Origin of the sequence: Paractinoplanes maris (assembly GCF_023544465.1) — a bacterium.
Taxonomy (GTDB): Bacteria; Actinomycetota; Actinomycetes; order Mycobacteriales; family Micromonosporaceae; genus Actinoplanes; species Actinoplanes maris.
Genome location: NZ_JALPVL010000016.1, coordinates 187,377 through 205,896, shown reverse-complemented (window position 1 = coordinate 205,896; position 18,520 = coordinate 187,377). Strand labels below are relative to the sequence as shown.

Annotated in this window: 13 protein-coding genes; 7 read left to right on the top strand and 6 right to left on the bottom strand. The window is 70.6% G+C overall.

Going from position 1 to position 18,520, the window contains the following annotated elements; translation table 11 throughout:
* Nucleotides 1–38: 38 nt before the first annotated feature.
* Complete coding sequence (locus NAG42_RS39035) at nucleotides 39–734, top strand: cyclase family protein (RefSeq protein ID WP_250037447.1); 696 nt, start codon at nucleotides 39–41, stop codon at nucleotides 732–734.
* Here NAG42_RS39035 and NAG42_RS39030 read toward each other — a convergent pair.
* The 4 genes from NAG42_RS39030 to NAG42_RS39015 form a co-directional block, all read right to left on the bottom strand.
* The gene (locus NAG42_RS39030) at nucleotides 716–2,752 is read right to left on the bottom strand and encodes a M6 family metallopeptidase (RefSeq protein ID WP_250037446.1); all 2,037 of its coding nucleotides are present in this window, start codon (nucleotides 2,750–2,752) and stop codon (nucleotides 716–718) included. The genes NAG42_RS39035 and NAG42_RS39030 overlap by 19 nt on opposite strands.
* Nucleotides 2,753–2,791: 39 nt before the next feature.
* A complete protein-coding gene (locus NAG42_RS39025; RefSeq protein ID WP_250037445.1) occupies nucleotides 2,792–3,058 on the bottom strand; it encodes a hypothetical protein in 267 nt (88 codons plus the stop codon).
* A 63-nt stretch (nucleotides 3,059–3,121) separates the two neighbouring features.
* Complete coding sequence (locus NAG42_RS39020; RefSeq protein WP_250037444.1) at nucleotides 3,122–3,910, bottom strand: ABC transporter permease; 789 nt, start codon at nucleotides 3,908–3,910, stop codon at nucleotides 3,122–3,124.
* Nucleotides 3,907–4,806, bottom strand: a complete 900-nt coding sequence (locus tag NAG42_RS39015; protein ID WP_250037443.1) for an ABC transporter ATP-binding protein — start codon at nucleotides 4,804–4,806, stop codon at nucleotides 3,907–3,909. The genes NAG42_RS39020 and NAG42_RS39015 overlap by 4 nt, the downstream gene beginning before the upstream one ends.
* A 130-nt stretch (nucleotides 4,807–4,936) precedes the next feature.
* Between NAG42_RS39015 and NAG42_RS39010 the strand changes: the two genes are divergently transcribed.
* Together NAG42_RS39010 and NAG42_RS39005 are read left to right on the top strand one after the other, a co-directional pair.
* The gene (locus tag NAG42_RS39010; protein WP_250037442.1) at nucleotides 4,937–6,214 is read left to right on the top strand and encodes a sensor histidine kinase; all 1,278 of its coding nucleotides are present in this window, start codon (nucleotides 4,937–4,939) and stop codon (nucleotides 6,212–6,214) included.
* Between the two features lie 41 nt (nucleotides 6,215–6,255).
* On the top strand, nucleotides 6,256–7,005 hold the full coding sequence (locus NAG42_RS39005) for a response regulator (protein WP_250037529.1): 750 nt from the start codon (nucleotides 6,256–6,258) through the stop codon (nucleotides 7,003–7,005).
* 260 nt (nucleotides 7,006–7,265) lie between these two features.
* Here NAG42_RS39005 and NAG42_RS39000 read toward each other — a convergent pair whose 3' ends face one another.
* Nucleotides 7,266–8,444 (bottom strand): dipeptidase, encoded by a 1,179-nt coding sequence (locus NAG42_RS39000; RefSeq protein WP_250037441.1) that lies wholly within the window; start codon nucleotides 8,442–8,444, stop codon nucleotides 7,266–7,268.
* A 244-nt stretch (nucleotides 8,445–8,688) separates the two neighbouring features.
* Here NAG42_RS39000 and NAG42_RS38995 point away from each other — a divergent pair, with 244 nt between their 5' ends.
* Nucleotides 8,689–10,212 carry a CBM96 family carbohydrate-binding protein gene (locus NAG42_RS38995; RefSeq protein WP_250037440.1) on the top strand — a complete coding sequence of 508 codons (1,524 nt, stop codon included), beginning with the start codon at nucleotides 8,689–8,691 and terminating at the stop codon, nucleotides 10,210–10,212.
* Between the two features lie 385 nt (nucleotides 10,213–10,597).
* On the top strand, nucleotides 10,598–13,012 hold the full coding sequence (locus tag NAG42_RS38990; RefSeq protein ID WP_250037439.1) for a putative bifunctional diguanylate cyclase/phosphodiesterase: 2,415 nt from the start codon (nucleotides 10,598–10,600) through the stop codon (nucleotides 13,010–13,012).
* Between the two features lie 385 nt (nucleotides 13,013–13,397).
* Here the strand turns inward: NAG42_RS38990 and NAG42_RS38985 are convergent, their stop codons facing one another.
* Nucleotides 13,398–15,482: an ArnT family glycosyltransferase gene (locus NAG42_RS38985; protein WP_250037437.1), complete on the bottom strand. Its 2,085-nt coding sequence runs from the start codon at nucleotides 15,480–15,482 to the stop codon at nucleotides 13,398–13,400.
* A gap of 253 nt (nucleotides 15,483–15,735) precedes the next feature.
* On the opposite strand from NAG42_RS38985, the gene pgi reads away from it, so the two are divergent.
* On the top strand, nucleotides 15,736–17,373 hold the full coding sequence (pgi, locus tag NAG42_RS38980) for a glucose-6-phosphate isomerase (protein ID WP_250037436.1): 1,638 nt from the start codon (nucleotides 15,736–15,738) through the stop codon (nucleotides 17,371–17,373).
* A 33-nt stretch (nucleotides 17,374–17,406) separates the two neighbouring features.
* Complete coding sequence (locus NAG42_RS38975; RefSeq protein ID WP_250037435.1) at nucleotides 17,407–18,483, top strand: winged helix DNA-binding domain-containing protein; 1,077 nt, start codon at nucleotides 17,407–17,409, stop codon at nucleotides 18,481–18,483.
* Nucleotides 18,484–18,520: the final 37 nt, after the last annotated feature.

Genomic DNA, 18,520 nt, shown 5'->3' with positions numbered 1-18,520 from the left:
TGTCACCATGACACTGTCAATGAGCTAGGGTGGCCGGCATGCGACTGATCGGCCTGTCCCACGTGAACGATCCCGCGACCGCGAATGTCTATCCGGGCGATCCGCCGCTGCGCCTCGAGACGGTCGCCACAATCGAGAAAGACGGCTACTACCTGCGTCTCGTGCGTCAGGGCGAGCACACCGGCACGCATTGGGGAGCACCCGGCCACTTCAACGCGGGCGAGCCGCTGGCCGACGAGCTCGACCTGGCCGACCTGCATCTGCCGGCAGTGAAGATCGACGTACGGGAGCAGTGCGCGCGCGATCCCGACTATGCCGTCACGGTCGCCGACGTCGAGCGGTGGGAGCGGGTGCACGGGCGCATCGCCGACGAGTCCATGGTGATCATCTGGACCGGCTGGGACGCCAAGTGGGGCACGGCCGAGTTCACCAACGCGGACGCCGACGGTGTGCCACATCATCCCGGCTTCGCCGTCGAGACGGCTCGCTGGCTGCTCGACACGGGTCGCATCGGCCGGCGCGGCGGCACGGGCACCGACGCCTTCAGTCTCGACGTCGGTGCCGACGCCACCTTCACGGTGTCGCACCTCATCTATCAGCGGCACCGGATCAGCCTCGAGATACTCGCCAACCTCGAGGCCCTGCCCGAGACCGGCGCCCACATCCTCTGCGGCGGTCAGATCAACCGCGCCGGCTCCGGCTCCCCGGCCCTGATCTATGGCTTGCTGCCGTGAGCTCCGCCGGGCTGGAGGCGGCCGTTGGCCGTCAGACGATAGGGGGCGTAGCGCGTCTCCGTCTCAGTGGGCGCGTCGTGCGAGATGACCGCCACGACCTGGGGGTATCCGGCCAGCCGCGCGGCCTGCGACAGCGTGACGATCTCGGCGTGCCGGTCGCGCAGGCCGACCAGCCGGACGTGCCAGTTGTGCACCGGGGTCCGGATGAGCTCGGTGGGCGACTTCCAGCCGGTCAGCGTGGTGCCCCGGCTCAGGGTGCGCCCGGCCAGGCCGATCGTGCCGATGCGCCAGCCGCCCTTCGACACGGCCGCGTCGGTGACGTATCGCAGCCCCAGCAGCACGGCCTTCCCGGCATACAGCTTGAGGGGATATCGGGCCGTCACCACGCCATTGCTGGCGCCGGTGAGGCCGGGGCCCAGCGGTCCGGGCACCGTCCGGTCCCCGGTCACCGAGTGAAATGTCCGCCCGCCGTCGATCGAGATGGTGACGTAGGCGAAATCGTTGCGCTCCTCGGTGGCGTACGAGGTCTCCAGCGACAGCACCGGCTCGCCGGCCGGGATGGTGACCCGCCGGACGGCGTAGGCATCGACGTTGTCGCGGTTCCCGGAGAAGAGCGTGTCGCCGGCGATTGTCCAGCCCGTGGGCAGCGGATCCAGGTGCGTGGCGCCCTTGAAGCTCACCGACGAGAGCGGCGTCGGCAGTGGTACGTAATCCGCCCCGTTCGGTGCGACGCCGGGCCGGGCGTAGGCCGACTTGTTGGCCAGGTTGACCGACGAGCGCAGGCTCGCCGCCGTCACGCCGGCGGCCGGCGCCCCCGAGACGGTCCCGCCCGGTTCGCCGACCACGCTGTCGACGAGCGTCATCAGCTGGAATTCGTGCAGTACGTCGTAGAGGGCCACCCCGGTCGGCAGGGCGGCCTGCACCGCGGCCAGCCCTTGGCGCAGACCGTCGCGGTGCAGCATCGACACGACGTCCATGCCGAACCGGTCGCGCAGGTAAAGCACGAACTGATAGGCGTTGCCGTAATCGGCGAGCACCTCGCTCGGCGTGCCCTCGTCCCACTCGTTCAGCGAGTTCTCCGGCCCGCCGCAGTCGCGCGGATTGGCGTTGTATTTCGTCTTCCGGATGCCGAATCCCTGGAAGCACATCAGGTGCGTGTCGTTGCCCGGCTCGTCCACCGTCGCGCGCGGGTCCGCATACCCGGCCAGCGTCGACGCGAAATCGGCCAGCCCTTCGCCGAGCCAGGTCGCCTCGGCCGGGTCGGCGTAGTACTCGAGCAGGTGCTGCCACTCGTGGGCGAAGGTCGCCTCGTACATCCGCGGGCGCGCGGGCCGGCTGGTGCAGAGGTCATCCGTCGGGTCGTCGGCCGGCTCCGCCCCGAGCCGGTGCTTCCAGTCGTAGGCGTCGATGGTCACCACGTTGCGGTCGAGCAGTTCGGTGAGCTGCCGGGAGAAGAACCCCGCGATGTAGGTGACGGCCTTCGGAAAGGTGAAGTAGTTCTCGTCGCGGATGTTGTCGACCAGTGTCACCGTCTTGTCGCCGTCCCCGGTGAAGTCGCCTTCCTTCGTCGCCCCGGTGCCGTCCCGATCGGGCGGCGGGCTGAAGGTCGCTGTCTCCTTCGGATAGATGGTCCGGTCGAATTCATTGACCAGCGACGCGACGTCGGCGTCGGTGACCTCGACGGAGTTCGTGCGGCAGTCCGTGGCCGGAAAGGCGATGTCCTCAGCCACCCAGACCTCGATGTGCCGGCCGACCGCCCTCAATGTGTACTTCTTGGGATAGAGCTTGCCCGTCGTGTCGTCGAGCCCGAGCCACTCCCGCACCGTCCCCACTGGAGGCGTCGGCTTGGCCGCCACCCGGCCGGGCGGCCGCCTTGCCTGCGGCTCGTCGAGGGTGAGACGGGTCCGGGTCATTTCCCGTACGTCGGAGGCCGCGCCCGCCTCGTGCGCCCGAGCCGGCACGGGCACGCCGACAAGAAGAACGATCACCACAAAGGCTGCAAATCGGGCGCGGCTCATGATTCGGCACGCTACTAGCAGGGAGCAGCGGTCATGCGCCTATTCGAAGAGCGAGTGGTCGCGTCCACCCTCGGCGCGGCGGCGGGCCCGGCGGCGCAGTTGCACCACGACGATGTCGATGAGGGCGACCGCGGCCCAGGCGAGCAACAGCCAACCCGGCACGGGCCAGCCCGTGCGGAAAAGCACGATCGCCAGGACGATGCAGACCACGAACCCGAACGCGGCCAGGATCAGTCGCAGGTTGAGCGGGCTGTAAGGCTCCTCGACCGTGCCACGCCGGCCGGGCGGCTGAGCACCGATGGGCATGAGCCCGACGCTACCCCGCTCCCGGCCGGCCGCCAACGCGCTGAAAGGTCCTGGGCGAACTGGCTACGAGACCTCGCGCCGGAGCATGCGCCAGACGCCGAGGGCCAGGGGCAGCAACACCCAGACCGCGGCCGTCACGCCGAGCCGGGCGTATTCGCCGCCGGTCATGTCCGGCTCGGAGAGCGGAGCCGTCGTGACGTTGATGTCCAGCCAGCCGGCCGCGGTCCGCAACGCGCGGATCGTCTCGCCGAGGATGCTCCAGACGATCGGCAGGGCGAAATACGCGACGATCGCGACCGGCGAGCTCATCAGCAACGCGCCGAAGGCCAGACCCATGAGCACAAAGATCACCTGCAACAGCAGACCCTGCCAGATCAGCGAACCGGAGACACTCCACCCGCCGTCACCGCCGAGCGCGCGGCCGAGCAGGTTGGCCGCGGCGGCCAGCACGATCGTCGCCGCGGTCGAGGCGGCCGCGATGAGGACCCCGGCGATCAGCTTGGCGCCGATCACCCGTTCCCGCGCCGGCACCAGGGTGAAGGTCGTGAGCGCGGTGCGCTGTGACCACTCGGCGGTCATCGACAGGATGCCCAGCACGGGCAGCAGGACCGAGGAGGGCAGCAGACCGAAGGCGAAGAACTCGCCGAACGTCAGCTCGTTGTCGGGCGCCCAGCCCAGCAGGATGGCCGAGGTGCCCACCGTGGCAAAGCCGATGACGATCAGCAGCCACAGCCCGGCCCGGGTGTCGGCGAGCTTGCGCAGCTCGACCAGCGTCAGCCGGCCCAGCGGCACGGCCCGGCCGCTCTCCCCGCGTACGGAAGGGGTCTGGGTGTTTTGCAGAACGGCGGTCATCGGACGGCCTCCTTGACGGAATCGCCGGCGGTCAGGGTGAGGAACATCTGCTCGAGGCCGCCGGACCCGGCCGGTCGCAGCTCGAGCAGGACGAGTCCGGCGTCGGCGGCGGCGCGCCCGATCACCTCGGACCCGGTCGGGACCACGACGCCCCCGTCGGTCGTCTTCGTCCCGGTCAGGCCCGCGCGGTCGAGCACCATGGCCAGCGCGGCGGGGTCGGCCGCCCGCACCAGGGTTCCGCTCTGGGCGAGCAGTTCGGCCTTGTCGCCCTGCGCGACGACCTTCCCGGCGCCGATCACCACCAACCGGTCGGCGACCGCCTCGACCTCGCGCAGCAGATGGGAGGAGAGCAGGACGGTGCCGCCCCGGTCGGCGAAATCCCGCAGCAGGCCGCGCATCCAATAGATGCCCTCCGGGTCGAGGCCGTTGGCCGGCTCGTCCAGGATCAGCACGGCGGGGTCGCCGAGCAACGCGAGGGCCAGGCCCAGCCGCTGCCGCATGCCCAGGGAGTACGCGCGGACGCGGCGCTTGCCCGCAGTCGCGTTCAGCCCCACCCGGTCGAGAGCGCCGGGCACCTCACGCTTGTCGACGCCCATGGTGAGCGCGGCGAGGGCGAGCACTTCCCGGCCCGTACGTCCGGCGTGCTGAGCCGAGGCGTCGAGGAGCACGCCGACGTGGCGGCCCGGGTTGCCGAGCCGGCGGTAGGGAGTGCCGCCGACCGTCGCCGAGCCCGCGGTGGGTGGGGTCAACCCACAGATCATGCGCATGGTGGTCGACTTGCCGGCACCATTGGGGCCGAGGAACCCGGTCACCGTGCCGGGCTCGCAGGTGAAGGACACGTTGTCGACCGCGGGGTGGCCGCCGTACTTCTTCGTGAGTCGTTCGACCGTGATCATGCTTCTCAGCGTGCGGGCGGCGGCCGCTGGGACGCGTCGGCCGGAGGTCGGCCGAGGAGAACCTTGGTCGGGCCCGACCACCGACTTTGGTAGGTATCCGGCCTCGCCGACCGGCCGTAGAGTCGGCAGCGTGAGAACGGTGAAGCCCGAATACCGCTGGTTGCTGCCGGCGGCGTTCGAGACGCAGGCGCCCACCCGGCGCAGCACACGCGACTGGATCATCGATGCGCTGTGCTTCGTGATCGGTTACGGCTTCGTGGTGCTCGTGACCTACGACCTGCTCAGCGACGAGTTCTCTTTCGTGCCCGAGTGGTCCTCCACCTCCGCCTGGCTTGCTTGGCTCGACCTCGCCGTCGGCACGATCGTCGGCATCGGGCTGTGGTTTCGCCGGGGGCGGCTGCTGATTCCGCTCGCCGTCTTCTGCGCCGGTGCCTCGTTCTTCACCGTCGCCGCCGGGCCGGCCTGCCTGATCGTGCTGTTCACCGTCGCCGTGCACCGCCGATTCGGCATCCTGGCCGTCTTCGCGGGGGCCGCCTTCGTGACCAACGCGATCTTTCCGCTGTTGCGTCCCGAGGACGGGCGGCATTACGCCGAGACAGTGGGCTGGGGATCGGCATTCATCATCATCGTCTGCCTGTGGGGCATGGTGATCCGCTCCCGGCGGCAGCTTGTGCTCTCGCTGCGCGACCGGGCCGAGCGGGCGGAGTCCGAGCAGCAGCTGCGGGTCGCGCAGGCCCGGTCGGTCGAGCGCACCCGCATCGCCCGCGAGATGCACGACGTGCTGGCCCACCGCATCTCGTTGCTGAGCCTGCACGCGGGCGCGCTCGAGATCAAGCCGCATGCCACGCCCGATGAGGTGACCAAAGCCGCCACGGTCATCCGGGCCAGTGCTCACCAGGCCCTGCAGGATCTGCGCGAGGTCATCGGGGTGCTGCGCACCGACCGGTCCGACGACGCCCCCGAGCCGCCGCAGCCGACGCTGGGTGCGCTGCCCGCGCTGGCCGACGAGTCGCGCTCGGCGGGCGTGAAGGTCAGCCTCGACGTCGGCATCGAGCCGGACGCCGTGCCCGCCGGCGCCGGCCGCACGGCCTACCGCATCGTGCAGGAGGGTTTGACCAACGCCCGTAAGCACGCTCCGGGCACGGCGGTGCGGGTCACCGTGGCCGGGGTGGCCGGTGACGGCCTGGTGATCGAAGTCCGCAACCCGTGGCCGGTCGGTGGTTCGCCCGGCGCGATCCCCGGCACCGGCACCGGCCTGATCGGGCTGACCGAGCGGGCCCTGCTGGCCGGCGGCCGCCTGAGCCACGGCCGCACCCCGCAGAACGATTTCGCGCTGACCGCGTGGCTGCCCTGGCCCGAGGGGGCCGGCTCCACCGCCACCGCCGCGCGCGAGACGGCGGCCGCGTGAGCGACTCCGTCCGGCCGAGCGCCAGCACGACCGGCAGCGCGATGAGCGGTGTTAGCAGTAGCGCGACTGGCGGTGGGAGCAGTGGCGCGACTGGCAGCGTGAGCGGTGGCGCGACTGGTGGCACGAGCGGCAGTGGGAGTGGGCCGGTGCGGGTGCTGGTGGTGGATGACGACGCGCTCGTGCGGGCCGGGTTGAGCATGATCCTGTCGGCGGCGCCCGACGTGGCCGTTGTCGGGGAGGCAGCCGATGGGGCCGACGTGCCCGGGGCGGTGTCGCGATGCCGGCCCGACGTCGTGCTGATGGACATCCGCATGCCGCGCATCGACGGGCTGTCTGCCACCGAGACGCTGCGTGGACGGGCCGGCGCTCCCGAGGTGATCGTGCTGACCACGTTCGACGCGGATGAGTATGTGCTGCGTGCCCTGCGCGCCGGGGCCAGCGGGTTCCTGCTCAAGGACACCCCGCCGGCCGAGATCCTGCGGGCGGTGCGGCGGGTGGCCGCCGGCGAGGCGATGCTGTCGCCCACGGTGACCCGCCAGTTGATCGCGCACGTGGCCGCGCCGGGCCCGCCCTCCCGGGGCCGCGCCGCAGACCAGATCGGCCGGCTGAGCGAGCGCGAACGCCAGGTGGCGCTCGCGCTCGCCCAGGGCAGGTCCAACGCCGATATCGCCACCGAGCTGCACATGTCGGTGGCCACGGTCAAGGCTCACGTGTCCCGCCTGCTCGTCAAGCTGGAGCTCAACAACCGCGTGCAGGTCGCGATCCTCGTCCACGACGCCGGTCTGGCCTAGGGCCGGGCAAGCGCCACCATCGCCGCCGGTCACACCGGGCCGGATCGCAGCGGGTCCGGTGGTACCGAGCCGGAACGCAGCGGGTCCGGTGGTACCGAGCCGGAACGCAGCGGGTCCGGTGGTACCGAGCCGGAACGCAGCGGCCCGGCGGCACCGGGTGGGAATCCAGCGGGTCCGGCGGCACCGAGCCGGGATGCGGCGGGTCGGGTGGCAGCGGGCCGGGATGTGGCGGGTGCGGGGGTGGGGTGGCCGCCGCTTGGTCAGCGCGCCGGGGTGAGGGGCCAGAGCGGCTCCTCGGCCAGGCGTTCGGACTCGCGCAGGACCCGCAGGATGTTGCCGCCGGCCAGCTTGCCCAGGTCCTCCGGCGACCAGCCGCGGCCCGACAGTTCGGTCAGCAGCAGCGGGTAGCCCGACACGTCACCCATCCCCTCCGGCAGTTCGGTCGTGCCGTCGTAGTCGCCGCCCAGCCCCACGTGGTCGATGCCCGCCGTGTCGCGGGCGTGTTCCACGTGATCGGCGAGCTGGGCCACCGTCACCGGCGGCTTCGGGTGGGCCGCCAGCCACGACGCGTAGGCCGGCTCGACGATCCGGTCCGGGCCCGGCCAGTCCGGCAGGGTGGCCGGGTCCTCACCGGGGCGCGGCGCTCGCGGCCACTCGGCCGGCCGGGCCGGCGGGCCCAGCCGCTGCCATTCCGCGTCGGCGGCGGCCGACCACGCCCGGTATTCCGCCGAGAGGAACGGGGCGACGAAGGTCAGCTGGATGACCCCGCCGTTGTCGCGCAGCCGGGCCAGCACGTCGTCCGGCACGTTGCGCGGGTGGTCGTGCAGCGCCCGGGCGCTCGAATGACTGAAGATGACCGGCGCGAACGCCGTGTCGAGGGCGGCGTGCATCGTCACCGGCGCCACGTGCGAGAGGTCCACCAGCACGCCGATGCGCTGCATCTCGCGTACGACGGCTCGTCCTTCGTCGTTGAGGCCACCGACCTGGGATTCGCGCACGGCGGAGTCGGCCCACGAGGTGTTCTCGTTGTGGGTCAGCGTGACGTAGCGGACGCCGAGACGCGCGAAGGCCCGCAGCACGCCCAGCGAGGTGGCCAGGCTGTGACCGCCCTCGATCCCGATCAGGGAGGCGATCTTGCCGGCCGCGATCGCCCGCTCGACGTCGTCCGCGCCGCAGGCGATCGCGAAGTCGTCGGGATAGGCCGCGACCATCCGGTAGACCGCGTCGATCTGCTCCATCGTCGCCACCACGGCCTCGGGTTCGCTCAGGTCGCCCGGCACGTAGACCGACCAGAACTGCCCGCCGACCCCGCCCGCCCGCAACCGTGGGATGTCGGTCTGCAGGTCGGGGCGCGGCCTGTCGAGCCCGTCCACGCGATATCCGGAGCGCCCCCGCAGCTGCATGGGCAGGTCGTTGTGCCCGTCGATGATCAGTTCCATCCTGTCTGGCTACCCGCCGCACCCGGCGAAAGCAAGCTGCATCCGGCGAAATGCGAGCCGCGTCCGGCGAAAGCCCGCCGCACCCACCGAAACGCGAGCTGCGAGCACGGAAAAGCCGGACTTGAGGAAAACGGCACCCGCAACCTGACCGCACCGCCGCGGGCACTTGCCGCGCACCGAACGCCCCGCAATCTCTTTCCCATGCCCGGCTGACAACGGCCGGACTGAGCGGGGGAGTTCACAAGTGCGTCGTTCGAAGCTGAAGAAGTACTCGGTTCTGACCGCGGTCCTCGCGGGTGCCGCCGGCGTCACCGCCGCGAGCCCGGCCGATGCCGCGACGGCGACCCTCAAGATCAGGGCCGGCGACGACGCGTACGTCTCGAGCGCTCGCACCGGCGTCGTCTTCGGCGCCGAGACCAAGCTGGTGGCGGGCGTGGCCGGCAAGGAGGCCAAGACCTCGTTCCTCAAGTTCGCCGTCCCCGCGGGCACCAAGGTCGCCGGCGCGCGCCTCACCCTGACCACGCAGGCCTCGACGCCCAGCACGGTCGCCGTCCGCCAGGTCGCCAGCACCACCTGGACCGAGGGCAAGCTGACCGCGGCCAACGCCCCGGCTCTGGGCTCGGTGCTGATGTCGGCCGTTCCCGGTGCGACGCTCAGCGTCGACCTCGGCAAGGTCGTCAAGGGCCCCGGCACGTACGCCTTCGCCCTGTCCTCGACGGGTGCGGCGGTGCGCTTCAACTCGGCTGAGGCCACGACCGGCGCCCCGGTCCTCGAAGTCACCACGCAGGGCGACGTGTCGCCGCCGGTGCCGTCGGCGCCGGTCAGCAACGGCAACTGTGTGACCGATGCGAAGCTTGTGCCCTCCTGCGGCGTGCTCTGGGGTGCCGCGGCCGGTGGCTTCACCGACGCTCCGCGCGACCAGGCCCTGCGCGACTGGGAGAAGCTCAGCGGCCGCACCTCGACGATCTTCCACACGTACCACAAGGGCGACGAGATCTTCCCGACCAAGTCCGAGATCGCGATGACCGCCGAGACGGCCAACCCCCGCGTGCTGCTGACCAACTGGAAGATCGCCTACGGCTCGTCGTGGGCCAAGGTCGCCCAGGGGCAGCAGGACAAGCGCATCGACGCCTTCGCCGCGCGGGCCAAGGCGTACGGCAAGAAGTTCTTCCTCGTCCTCAACCACGAGCCCGAGAACGACGTCGTGGCCAAGGCCGGCTCCGGTTTCGAGGCCAAGGACTTCGCCGCCATGTACCGCCACACGATCCTGCGCCTGAAGGCCCAGGGCGTCACCAATGTCGTCAACGTCATGGCCTACATGGGCAACGAGAAGTGGATGGCGCAGAGCTGGTGGAAGGACCTCTACCCGGGTGACGACGTCGTCGACTGGATGGGCCTCGACTCCTACGTGAGCGCCGAGCCCGGCTACTACCACTACGGCAAGTTCAACGACCTGCTCGACCGCGCGCCGACCGGCGGCGGCACCAACTGGTACGACTGGGCCGTCACGAAGCACGCCGCCAAGCCGATCATGGTCGCCGAGTGGGGCGCCTACCACCGCGTCGGCAAGATCGCCGACAAGGCGCCGGTCTACAACAGCGTGCTGCCCGAGCTGGCCAAGCGCTCCGCGATCAAGGCGATCGTGTACTTCGACACCAAGCACGACGACGAGGGCGACCGCGACATCAGCATCAACAGCACCACCACGGCGCTCGCCGCCTTCAAGAAGCTCGCGGCCGACCCGATCTTCAAGGTCAAGCTGAGCTGAGAAGGTCAAGCTGAGCTGAGAAGGCCAAGCCGGGCTGAACCGGAGTGGCACGCGTTTCCGACGATCACCGCCGGGGCTCGTGACACCTCATGATCATCTGCGTTGGGCTCTCGGACCGCTCCGATTTCCCTATCGTTGACGGGTGGCGCCCGACCCGAGCGCCGACGTCGCCGATGGGAGGTCCACCATGGCCAAGAAGTCCAAGAAGGACAAGAAAAAGGACAAGAAGAACAAGAAGAAGAAGTGAGCTGACTTCTTCACCGCTGCGGCGGCTCTCCCTCCGGGAGGGCCGCCGCGGCCATTTTCTCAGGTCACGGCCCGATATTCCGATTCTGCTGATCGGGGCTTGCGGCAGGCGCGTCCCGTACGCGGGGAAGGGGATCCGATGACGGCCGGCGCCACGGTTCCCATCGTCACCCTGGTGATCCTGGCGGCGCTGTACCTGTTCGTGGTCCCGTCGTCGCGAGGCAACCGGCTGACCCGGACCCGCACCGGCATCGACACGCTTCTCGTTGGCTTCTCGCTGTTCGTGACCTCGTGGAACTTCGTGATCCAGCCGGCGACGGCGGCCGGCGTACGCGACGCCGTCATCCACGCGACGGCCGACGTCCTGCTGGGCACGGTCGCGCTGATCGGGCTCGTCCACTGGAGCCCGCGCCGTCCCGGTTCGCGGACGCTCGCCCTCGTCTGCGGCGGACTGCTGCTGATGGCGGTGGCCGACAGCGCCGCCCTCCGGCTGCGAGCCGGCGACGGGGACGGGGACGGGCCGACTCTGGCCGCCGTGGGCTGGTGCGCCGGGCTGGCGCTGGTCCTGCTGGCGATCGTGCGGGCCCGGCGTGATCCGCTCGCCGCCCGCACCGCCGGTGACCAAGCCGTGGCCAGCCGCTGGTCGGTGGGCGTCGTCCTGCCGTACGGCATGGTGGTGCTGAGCCTGGTGCTGAGCAGTGTGTGGATAGCCCTGGGCGGCACGCCCACCGCCGTCGGCACCTGGTGCCGGTACCTCTCGATCCTGCTCATCGTGCTGCGCGGCGTGCTGCTGGCCCGCGACAACCACCAGCTGGCGCGCCGGCTCGAGGGGCGGGTCACCGACCGTACGGCCGAACTGGCGAACCGGGAGCAGCGGTTCCGGGCGCTCGTCGAGCAGAGCTCCGAGTCGCTGGCCATCCTGGAAGCCGACTCGACCATCCGCTATCAGAGCTCGTCGGTCGAGCGGATCTTCGGTTTCCCGTTGTCGACGCTCGTCGGGCACCGGCTGGTCGACGTCATCGGAGCGCGCTCGGCCGAGCAGGTCCAGGCTGCGATCGACGACGTCGTCGACCGCCCGGGCGGCATGACGACGATCGAGGTCCTGCTGCCCCACCAGGACGGCCGCCGGCGCCTGTCCGAGGTGACCATCACCAACCTGCTCGACGACCCGTACATCGCGGGTCTCGTCTTCAACACCCGCGATGTCAGCGACGCCCGGCAGCTGCAGGACCAGCTCCGCCACGACGCCTATCACGACGCGCTGACCGGGCTCGAGAACCGCGCGCTGTTCCGCGAGCGCCTGGCCACCGCCGTGGCCGAGCAGATCGACCCGGAGCACATCTCGGTGCTCTTCCTCGACCTCGACGGGTTCAAGGAGGTCAACGACAGTCTCGGGCACGCCGCCGGCGACCAGTTGCTCGTGCACGTCGCGGCCCGGCTGCTACGAGCCGTCCCGGCGCCGCACACGGTGGCCCGCCTGGGCGGTGACGAGTTCGCGGTGATCGTCGTCTCGCCGGACGCCCGCGCGGACGCCGAGGCGCTGGCCGGCCGCATCCTCGACCACCTCGACGCGCCGTTTCTGATCGATGGCCGCCAACTGCACGTGGGCGCGGGCATCGGCATCGCCTCGGCGGGCGACGCGAGCGACATCGAGCAGCTGCAGCGCAACGCCGACCTGGCCATGTACCGGGCCAAGGACGCGGGTGGCGGGGTGTACGCGTCGTACGACCCGAGGATGCACGACGCGCTGATGCAGCGGCTGTCGCTGGCCGACGACCTGCGGCTGGCGCTGGTCCGCGACGAGCTGGTGCTGCATTACCAGCCGACGGTCGACCTGGCTACGGGCGACATCGTGGGCTTCGAGGCGCTGGTGCGCTGGAACCACCCGGCGCGCGGGATGGTGCCGCCGCTCGAGTTCATCGGCCTGGCCGAGTCGACCGGGCTGATCGTGCCGCTGGGCCGCTGGGTGCTGGCCGAGGCGTGCCGCCAGGCGGTCGCTTGGGGCCGCCCGGTCAAGATGGCGGTGAACGTGTCGGTGCGCCAGTTCGAGGCGGGCGACCTGGCCGCGACGGTGGCCGGGGTGCTGGCCGAGACCGGCATGCCGGCCGACCGGCTTTGCCTCGAGATGACCGAGAGCGTGCTGCTGACCGACACCGACGAGAACCTGGCCCGGATCGTCAGCCTGAAGGCGCTGGGCGTCATGCTGGCCATGGACGACTTCGGCACCGGGTATTCGTCGCTGGCCTACCTGCGCCGTTTCCCGATGGACGTCCTGAAGATCGACCGCTCCTTCGTGGACCACCTGGGCACCGGTGACGCCGAGGACGAGACGCTGGTCTGCACCATCGTCCGCCTGGGCCAGCGCTTCGGCATGCAGACGGTCGCCGAGGGTATCGAGAACGCCCGCCAGGTGGCCGCCCTGCGCGAGATGGGCTGCGACTTGGGCCAGGGTTATTTCCTGTCCCGCCCGGTCCCCGCCGGGGAAGCCGGGCGCCTGCTGCAAACCGGTTTGCCCGCCGCACGCTTCGCCTTGGAGAGCCTTCCCCGTACGTGAATCGGGCCGCCCTGTCCTGCGCCTCGACCTACCAGGGGGACGGCTGCGCGAGCCGCGAGGGTGCGCTTCGACCGGCCAGTCGCTCACCGACTTCGAGCTAGCCTCCTAGGAAGCTTCGGAGTGGGTGGGGCGAGACCGGTCGGCGCAGCCGGTGCTCGGGCTGGTCGGGCGATCCGCCGGGTCGTGGTCGACCGGGACAGAAGCGGCTGGTACGGGCCCATTGCGGGACGGATCGGGAGCGGCAGCGAAGGTTGATGGCTGCGGACGGCTGAGGGTGTCGCTCGGTTGGGTGGGTGATGGACGGATCGGGTTTGCCGGGTTTGCGACCGGGCAGACGCGCGGAGCCCCGCGTCTGGCGGGACGCGGGGCTCCGGGACTTCGGGTGTCAGTGGGCTGTGGCGGTCAGGTCGTAGACAGTGGTGCCGCCGACTGTGGTGGCTGTGTAGTTGTCGGCTACCCAGGCGGCGATCTGGCTGGCTTGGGTGGATTCGCCGCCTGCGCCTGCGCCTGCGCCTGCGCCGCCGCCTGTGCCGCCGCCGCCCATTCCGCCGCCGGAGATGTAGTAGTGGATCTGGCCGGCGGCCACGTAGGACTGGAACTGAGTCAGGGTGGGGGAGGGGTCGCTGCCGTTCCAGCCGCCCAGGGCGATCACCGAGGTTCCGCTGGCCAGTTCGAGATCGGCGGCTGAGGTGGCGCCGCTGACGGCGGCCGACCATTTGGTGGTGCCGGCTTCCAGCAGGGCGCTCAGCTCGCTGTTGGAACTCGTGCCCCGGCCCGCGGCGGCCGCGCCGGAGCTCGACGAAGAATCGGAACCGCCGGTGGCGGAGTCTGAACCTGACGTGGTGGAGGCTGACGACTCCGGGGGCGTACCCGTGCCCGACGCCGACGAGGCGTCACCGGTCGAAGCCGTGCCGGGAGCCGGTGCGGAGCCGGAGCCCGATGGGCCTCTCGCGGCGCCGTCGGAGGCGCCGTTGCGCTTGAAGCCGCCACCGCCCGTACCCATGCCCGGGAGAGACCCCAACGGACCGGAAGCGGGAATCGAGCCGGTGTGGGGGACCGAGACGGTGGCTGCCGCGTAAGCGGCACCGCCGGCACCCGCCGAGAGAACGGCCGCGGCCAGAGCCGCCACCGCCAGCCGCCGCAGACGCCGGCCCGGCACGAGCAGCACCAGCGCGGAGGCCACGCCCAGCCCGAGCGAGGCCCACCGCAGCGCCGGCAGCCAGTCGGTGCGGCCCAGCAGGACCCAGCCCCACACCGCGGTCGCGACGACCATCGCGGCCAGCAGGGCGCGGCCCCACAGGCGGTCGTGGTGGAGCCAGAGGTACCGGCCGCCGATGCCGACCAGCGCGGCGATGCCGGGGGCCAGCGCGACCGTGTAATACGGGTGGATGGTGCCGCTCATGTAGGAGAACGTGAGGCCGGTGATCAGCACCCAGCCGCCCCACAGCACCATGGCCGCCCGGGTGCGGTCGGTGCGCGGAGCCGTCCAGGTCGCGGCCAGGACGGCGACCAGGGCGATCAGCGCGGCCGGCAGCAGCCAGGAGATCTCCGTGCCCATCGCCGGGCCGAAGAGGCGTCCGAGGCCGGTCGAGCCGCCGAACGCGGTGTTCCCGCCACCGCCGCCGTTGCCGGAGCCGCCGAGGATCCGGCCGAGGCCGTTGTAGCCGAGCGCCAGTTCCCAGAGCGTGTTGTTGGTGGAACCGGCGATGTACGGCCTCGACGACGCCGGCCACAGTGACACCAGAGCGACATACCAGCCGGCCGACGCGATCAGGGCGAGCCCGGCGATCAGCAGGTCGCGGACGCGCTTGCCGAGGCCGGTCGGCGCGGCGATCAGATAGACCAGCGCAAAGCCGGGCAGCACCAGGAAGGCCTGCATCATCTTGGTCAGGAAGCCGAAGCCCAGCAGTACGCCGGTGAGCGCGAGCCACCTCCACGACGCTTGCTCGACGGCGCGGACTGTCGTGTAGGCGCCGGCCGTCATCAGCAGCACCAACAACGCGTCGGGATTGTCGTAGCGGAACATCAGCACCGCCACCGGGGTGAGTGCCAGCGCCGCCCCGGCGAGCAGTCCGGCCGTGGTGCCGGACCAGCGCTTGACCGCCGCGTAGAGGAACCACACACTGGCCACGCCCATCAGTGCCTGCGGGGCGAGCACGGCCCAGCTGGTGACGCCGAACAGGCGCGCGGACAGGCCCATCACCCACAGCGCGGCCGGTGGCTTGTCGACGGTGATGGCGTTGCCGGCGTCCAGCGAGCCGAACAGCCATGCCTTCCAGCTCTGCGCCCCGGCCTGCGCGGCGGCCGCGTAGAAGCTGTTGCCCCAGCCCGACGCGCTCAGGTCCCAGAGGTAGAGCGCCGCGGCGCCGAGCAGCAGCACCACAACCGGCCATCGGCGGTCCCGGTGGGCCCTCGGCGCCTGGTGCCGGGGCGGCGCGGCGGCGGGGGGCCGTTCCATCAAGGTCGTCATGGCGGTAAGAGTCGGCCGCGGCCCTACGCCCGCTCTGTGGCCGGCCTGTGCGCGCTCTATGCATCGCCGGCCCCGTGGGTGGGTATCGCGTGTTTCCGGGTGGCACTGCGGACCGCGGGGGAGGATCCGAGAAAGTGATGCCGGCCATGCAACGCGTCGTTCGCCTGGTGATCTCCCCGGCGTCGCCGTCGCACTGAGACGATTCGTGCCAGGATTAGCCCGGGAGTCCGGGTTCGAGGAAGAGACTAGGACAATGAGCGATCACGTTTCCGACAGCACCGAGTGGCAGACGCTGCAGGGCCAGGCCGAGAAATTCAACGCCGTGCACCTGCGCGACCTCTTCGGCAGCGATCCGAACCGCGGCGAGCGTCTCACCGCGCGGGTCGCCGATCTCACCGTCGACTACAGCAAGAACCTCGTCACCGACGAGGTGCTGACCGCTCTGCTGGCGCTGGCCGAGCGGGCCAAGCTGCGCGAGCGGATCGCCGCGATGTTCGCCGGTGAGCACATCAACGTCACCGAGGACCGCGCCGTCCTGCACACCGCGCTGCGCCTGCCCCGCGACGCGACCCTGGTGGTCGACGGGCAGGACGTGGTGGCCGACGTCCACGAGGTTCTCGACCGGATGGGTGCCTTCTCCGACCGTGTCCGGTCCGGGGAGTGGACCGGTCACACCGGCGAGCGCATCAAGACGGTGGTCAACATCGGTATCGGCGGCTCCGACCTGGGCCCCGTCATGGCGTACGAGGCTCTGAAGGCCTTCAAGACGCCCGAGATCGAGTGCCGCTTCATCTCGAACATCGACCCGACCGACCTCTACGAGAAGACGCACGACCTCGACCCGGCCAGCACGCTGTTCGTCGTGGTGTCCAAGACCTTCGGTACGCAGGAGACGCTGACCAACGCGACCGAGGCGCGCAACTGGCTGCTGGCCGGGCTCGGCGGCGACGCCGGGGCCGACGCGGTGGCCAAGCACTTCGTGGCGGTCAGCACCAACGCCCAGCGGGTGGCCGACTTCGGCATCGACACCGAGAACATGTTCGGCTTCTGGGACTGGGTGGGCGGCCGTTACTCGCTGCCGTCGGCGGTCGGCCTGTCGGTCATGATCGCGATCGGCAAGGAGCAGTTCGCCGACATGCTCGCCGGCTACCACACCGTCGACGAGCACTTCCGCACCGAGCCGCTCGAGTCGAACGTGCCGGCGCTGCTCGGCCTGCTCAACGTCTGGTACGACACCTTCCTCGGCGCGCAGTCGCACGCGATCCTGCCGTATTCGCAGTACCTGCACCGGTTCGCGGCCTACCTGCAGCAGCTGACGATGGAGAGCAACGGCAAGTCGGTGCGGCTCGACGGCTCGCCGGCCACCTATCAGACCGGCGAGGTCTTCTGGGGCGAGCCCGGCACCAACGGGCAGCACGCGTTCTACCAGCTGATCCACCAGGGCACCAAGATGATCCCGGCCGACTTCATCGGGTTCAGCAAGCCCAACCACGACATCGGCGAGATGCACGACCTGTTCATGTCGAACTTCTTCGCCCAGACCGGGGCGCTCGCCTTCGGCCGTACGCTCGAGCAGGTGCTCGCCGAGGGCACCGACCCGGCGATCGCGCCGCACCGGGTGATGCAGGGCAACCACCCGACGACGACGATCCTGTCGGAGGAGCTGACGCCGGCCGTCCTGGGTCAGCTGATCGCGCTCTACGAGCACATCACGTTCACCCAGGGCACGATCTGGCAGATCAACTCGTTCGACCAGTGGGGTGTCGAGCTCGGCAAGGTCATGGCCAACCAGCTCGCGCCCAAGCTGACCTCGTCGTCGGCGCCGGCCACGGACGACGACTCGTCGACCAACGCGCTGATCAAGCTGTACCGGTCGCAGCGCGGCCGCTGATTTCTGTCGTACCCGGGCTCTAGGGTCGTCGTCATGGATGGGACGACGGCCCTGGGCCTGCGGATGACCAGCTTGTTGCTGCGCGGCAACGCCCCGGCTGACGTGGCCGGCGTCGTCGAGTGGTTCGGCGCCATGCAGGCGCAGGATGTCAACAGCGCTCTGTGGTCGCTGGGGTGCCGTCTGCCCGGGGTCACTCTGGCCCAGGTCAATGACGCGCTCGAGGACAGATCCGTGCTGCGCACGTGGCCGATGCGGGGCACTGTCCACTTCGTCCCCGCGGTCGACGCGCACTGGATGCTCGAGATCATGGGCGTCCGCGCTCTGGGCGGTGCTGCCAAGCGCCGGGAGACCCTCGGGCTCGACGAGGCGACGGTCGATCTCGCGGTCGAGGTGCTCGGGGCCGCGCTCAAGGGCGGCGGCCGGCTCACCCGGTCGCAGTGCCTGGCCGCGATGGTCGAGGGCGGGGTCGAGGTCGCCGGCCAGCGTGGTTATCACCTGCTCTGGTATGCGGCTCAGCGCGGCGTCACGGCCATCGCCCCGCATGTCGGCAAGGAGCAGACGTTCGTCCTGCTCGACGAGTGGGTCCCGTCGCCGCGGCGGCCGTCGCGGGAGGAGGCGCTGGGCATCATCGCGGTGCGCTATTTCCGCAGCCACGGGCCGGCGTCGCGTAAGGATTTCGTCGGCTGGACGGGTCTGACCATGACCGATTGCCGCACGGGTATCGCGGTCGCCGGTGAGGCCCTGACCACGGTCGACGTGGACGGTGCCGAGATGGTGATGGCCGCCGGCACGCCCGATCTCGGGGCCGGCGAGTGGCTGGCGCTGCCCGGCTTCGACGAATACCTGCTGGGTTACAAGGATCGCTCGCTGATGGCGTCCGCCGACGACCTCGCCGCCATCATCCCGGGGGGCAACGGCGTGTTCCGCTCGACCCTGGTCCAGGGTGGGCGGGTGCGCGCGACCTGGACCCGCACGCTCACCCGCAAGGGCGTCACCGTCACCGTCCGGCCATTGACGTCCTTCACCGTGCGTGATCGCGACGCGGCGGCGGAAGCCCTGGAGGTGTATGCGGCGTACCTGGATGTGCCGCTGACTGTTAAGAACCCTTGATATTCACACATGTGAACTCCATGATGTGCCTAACGCG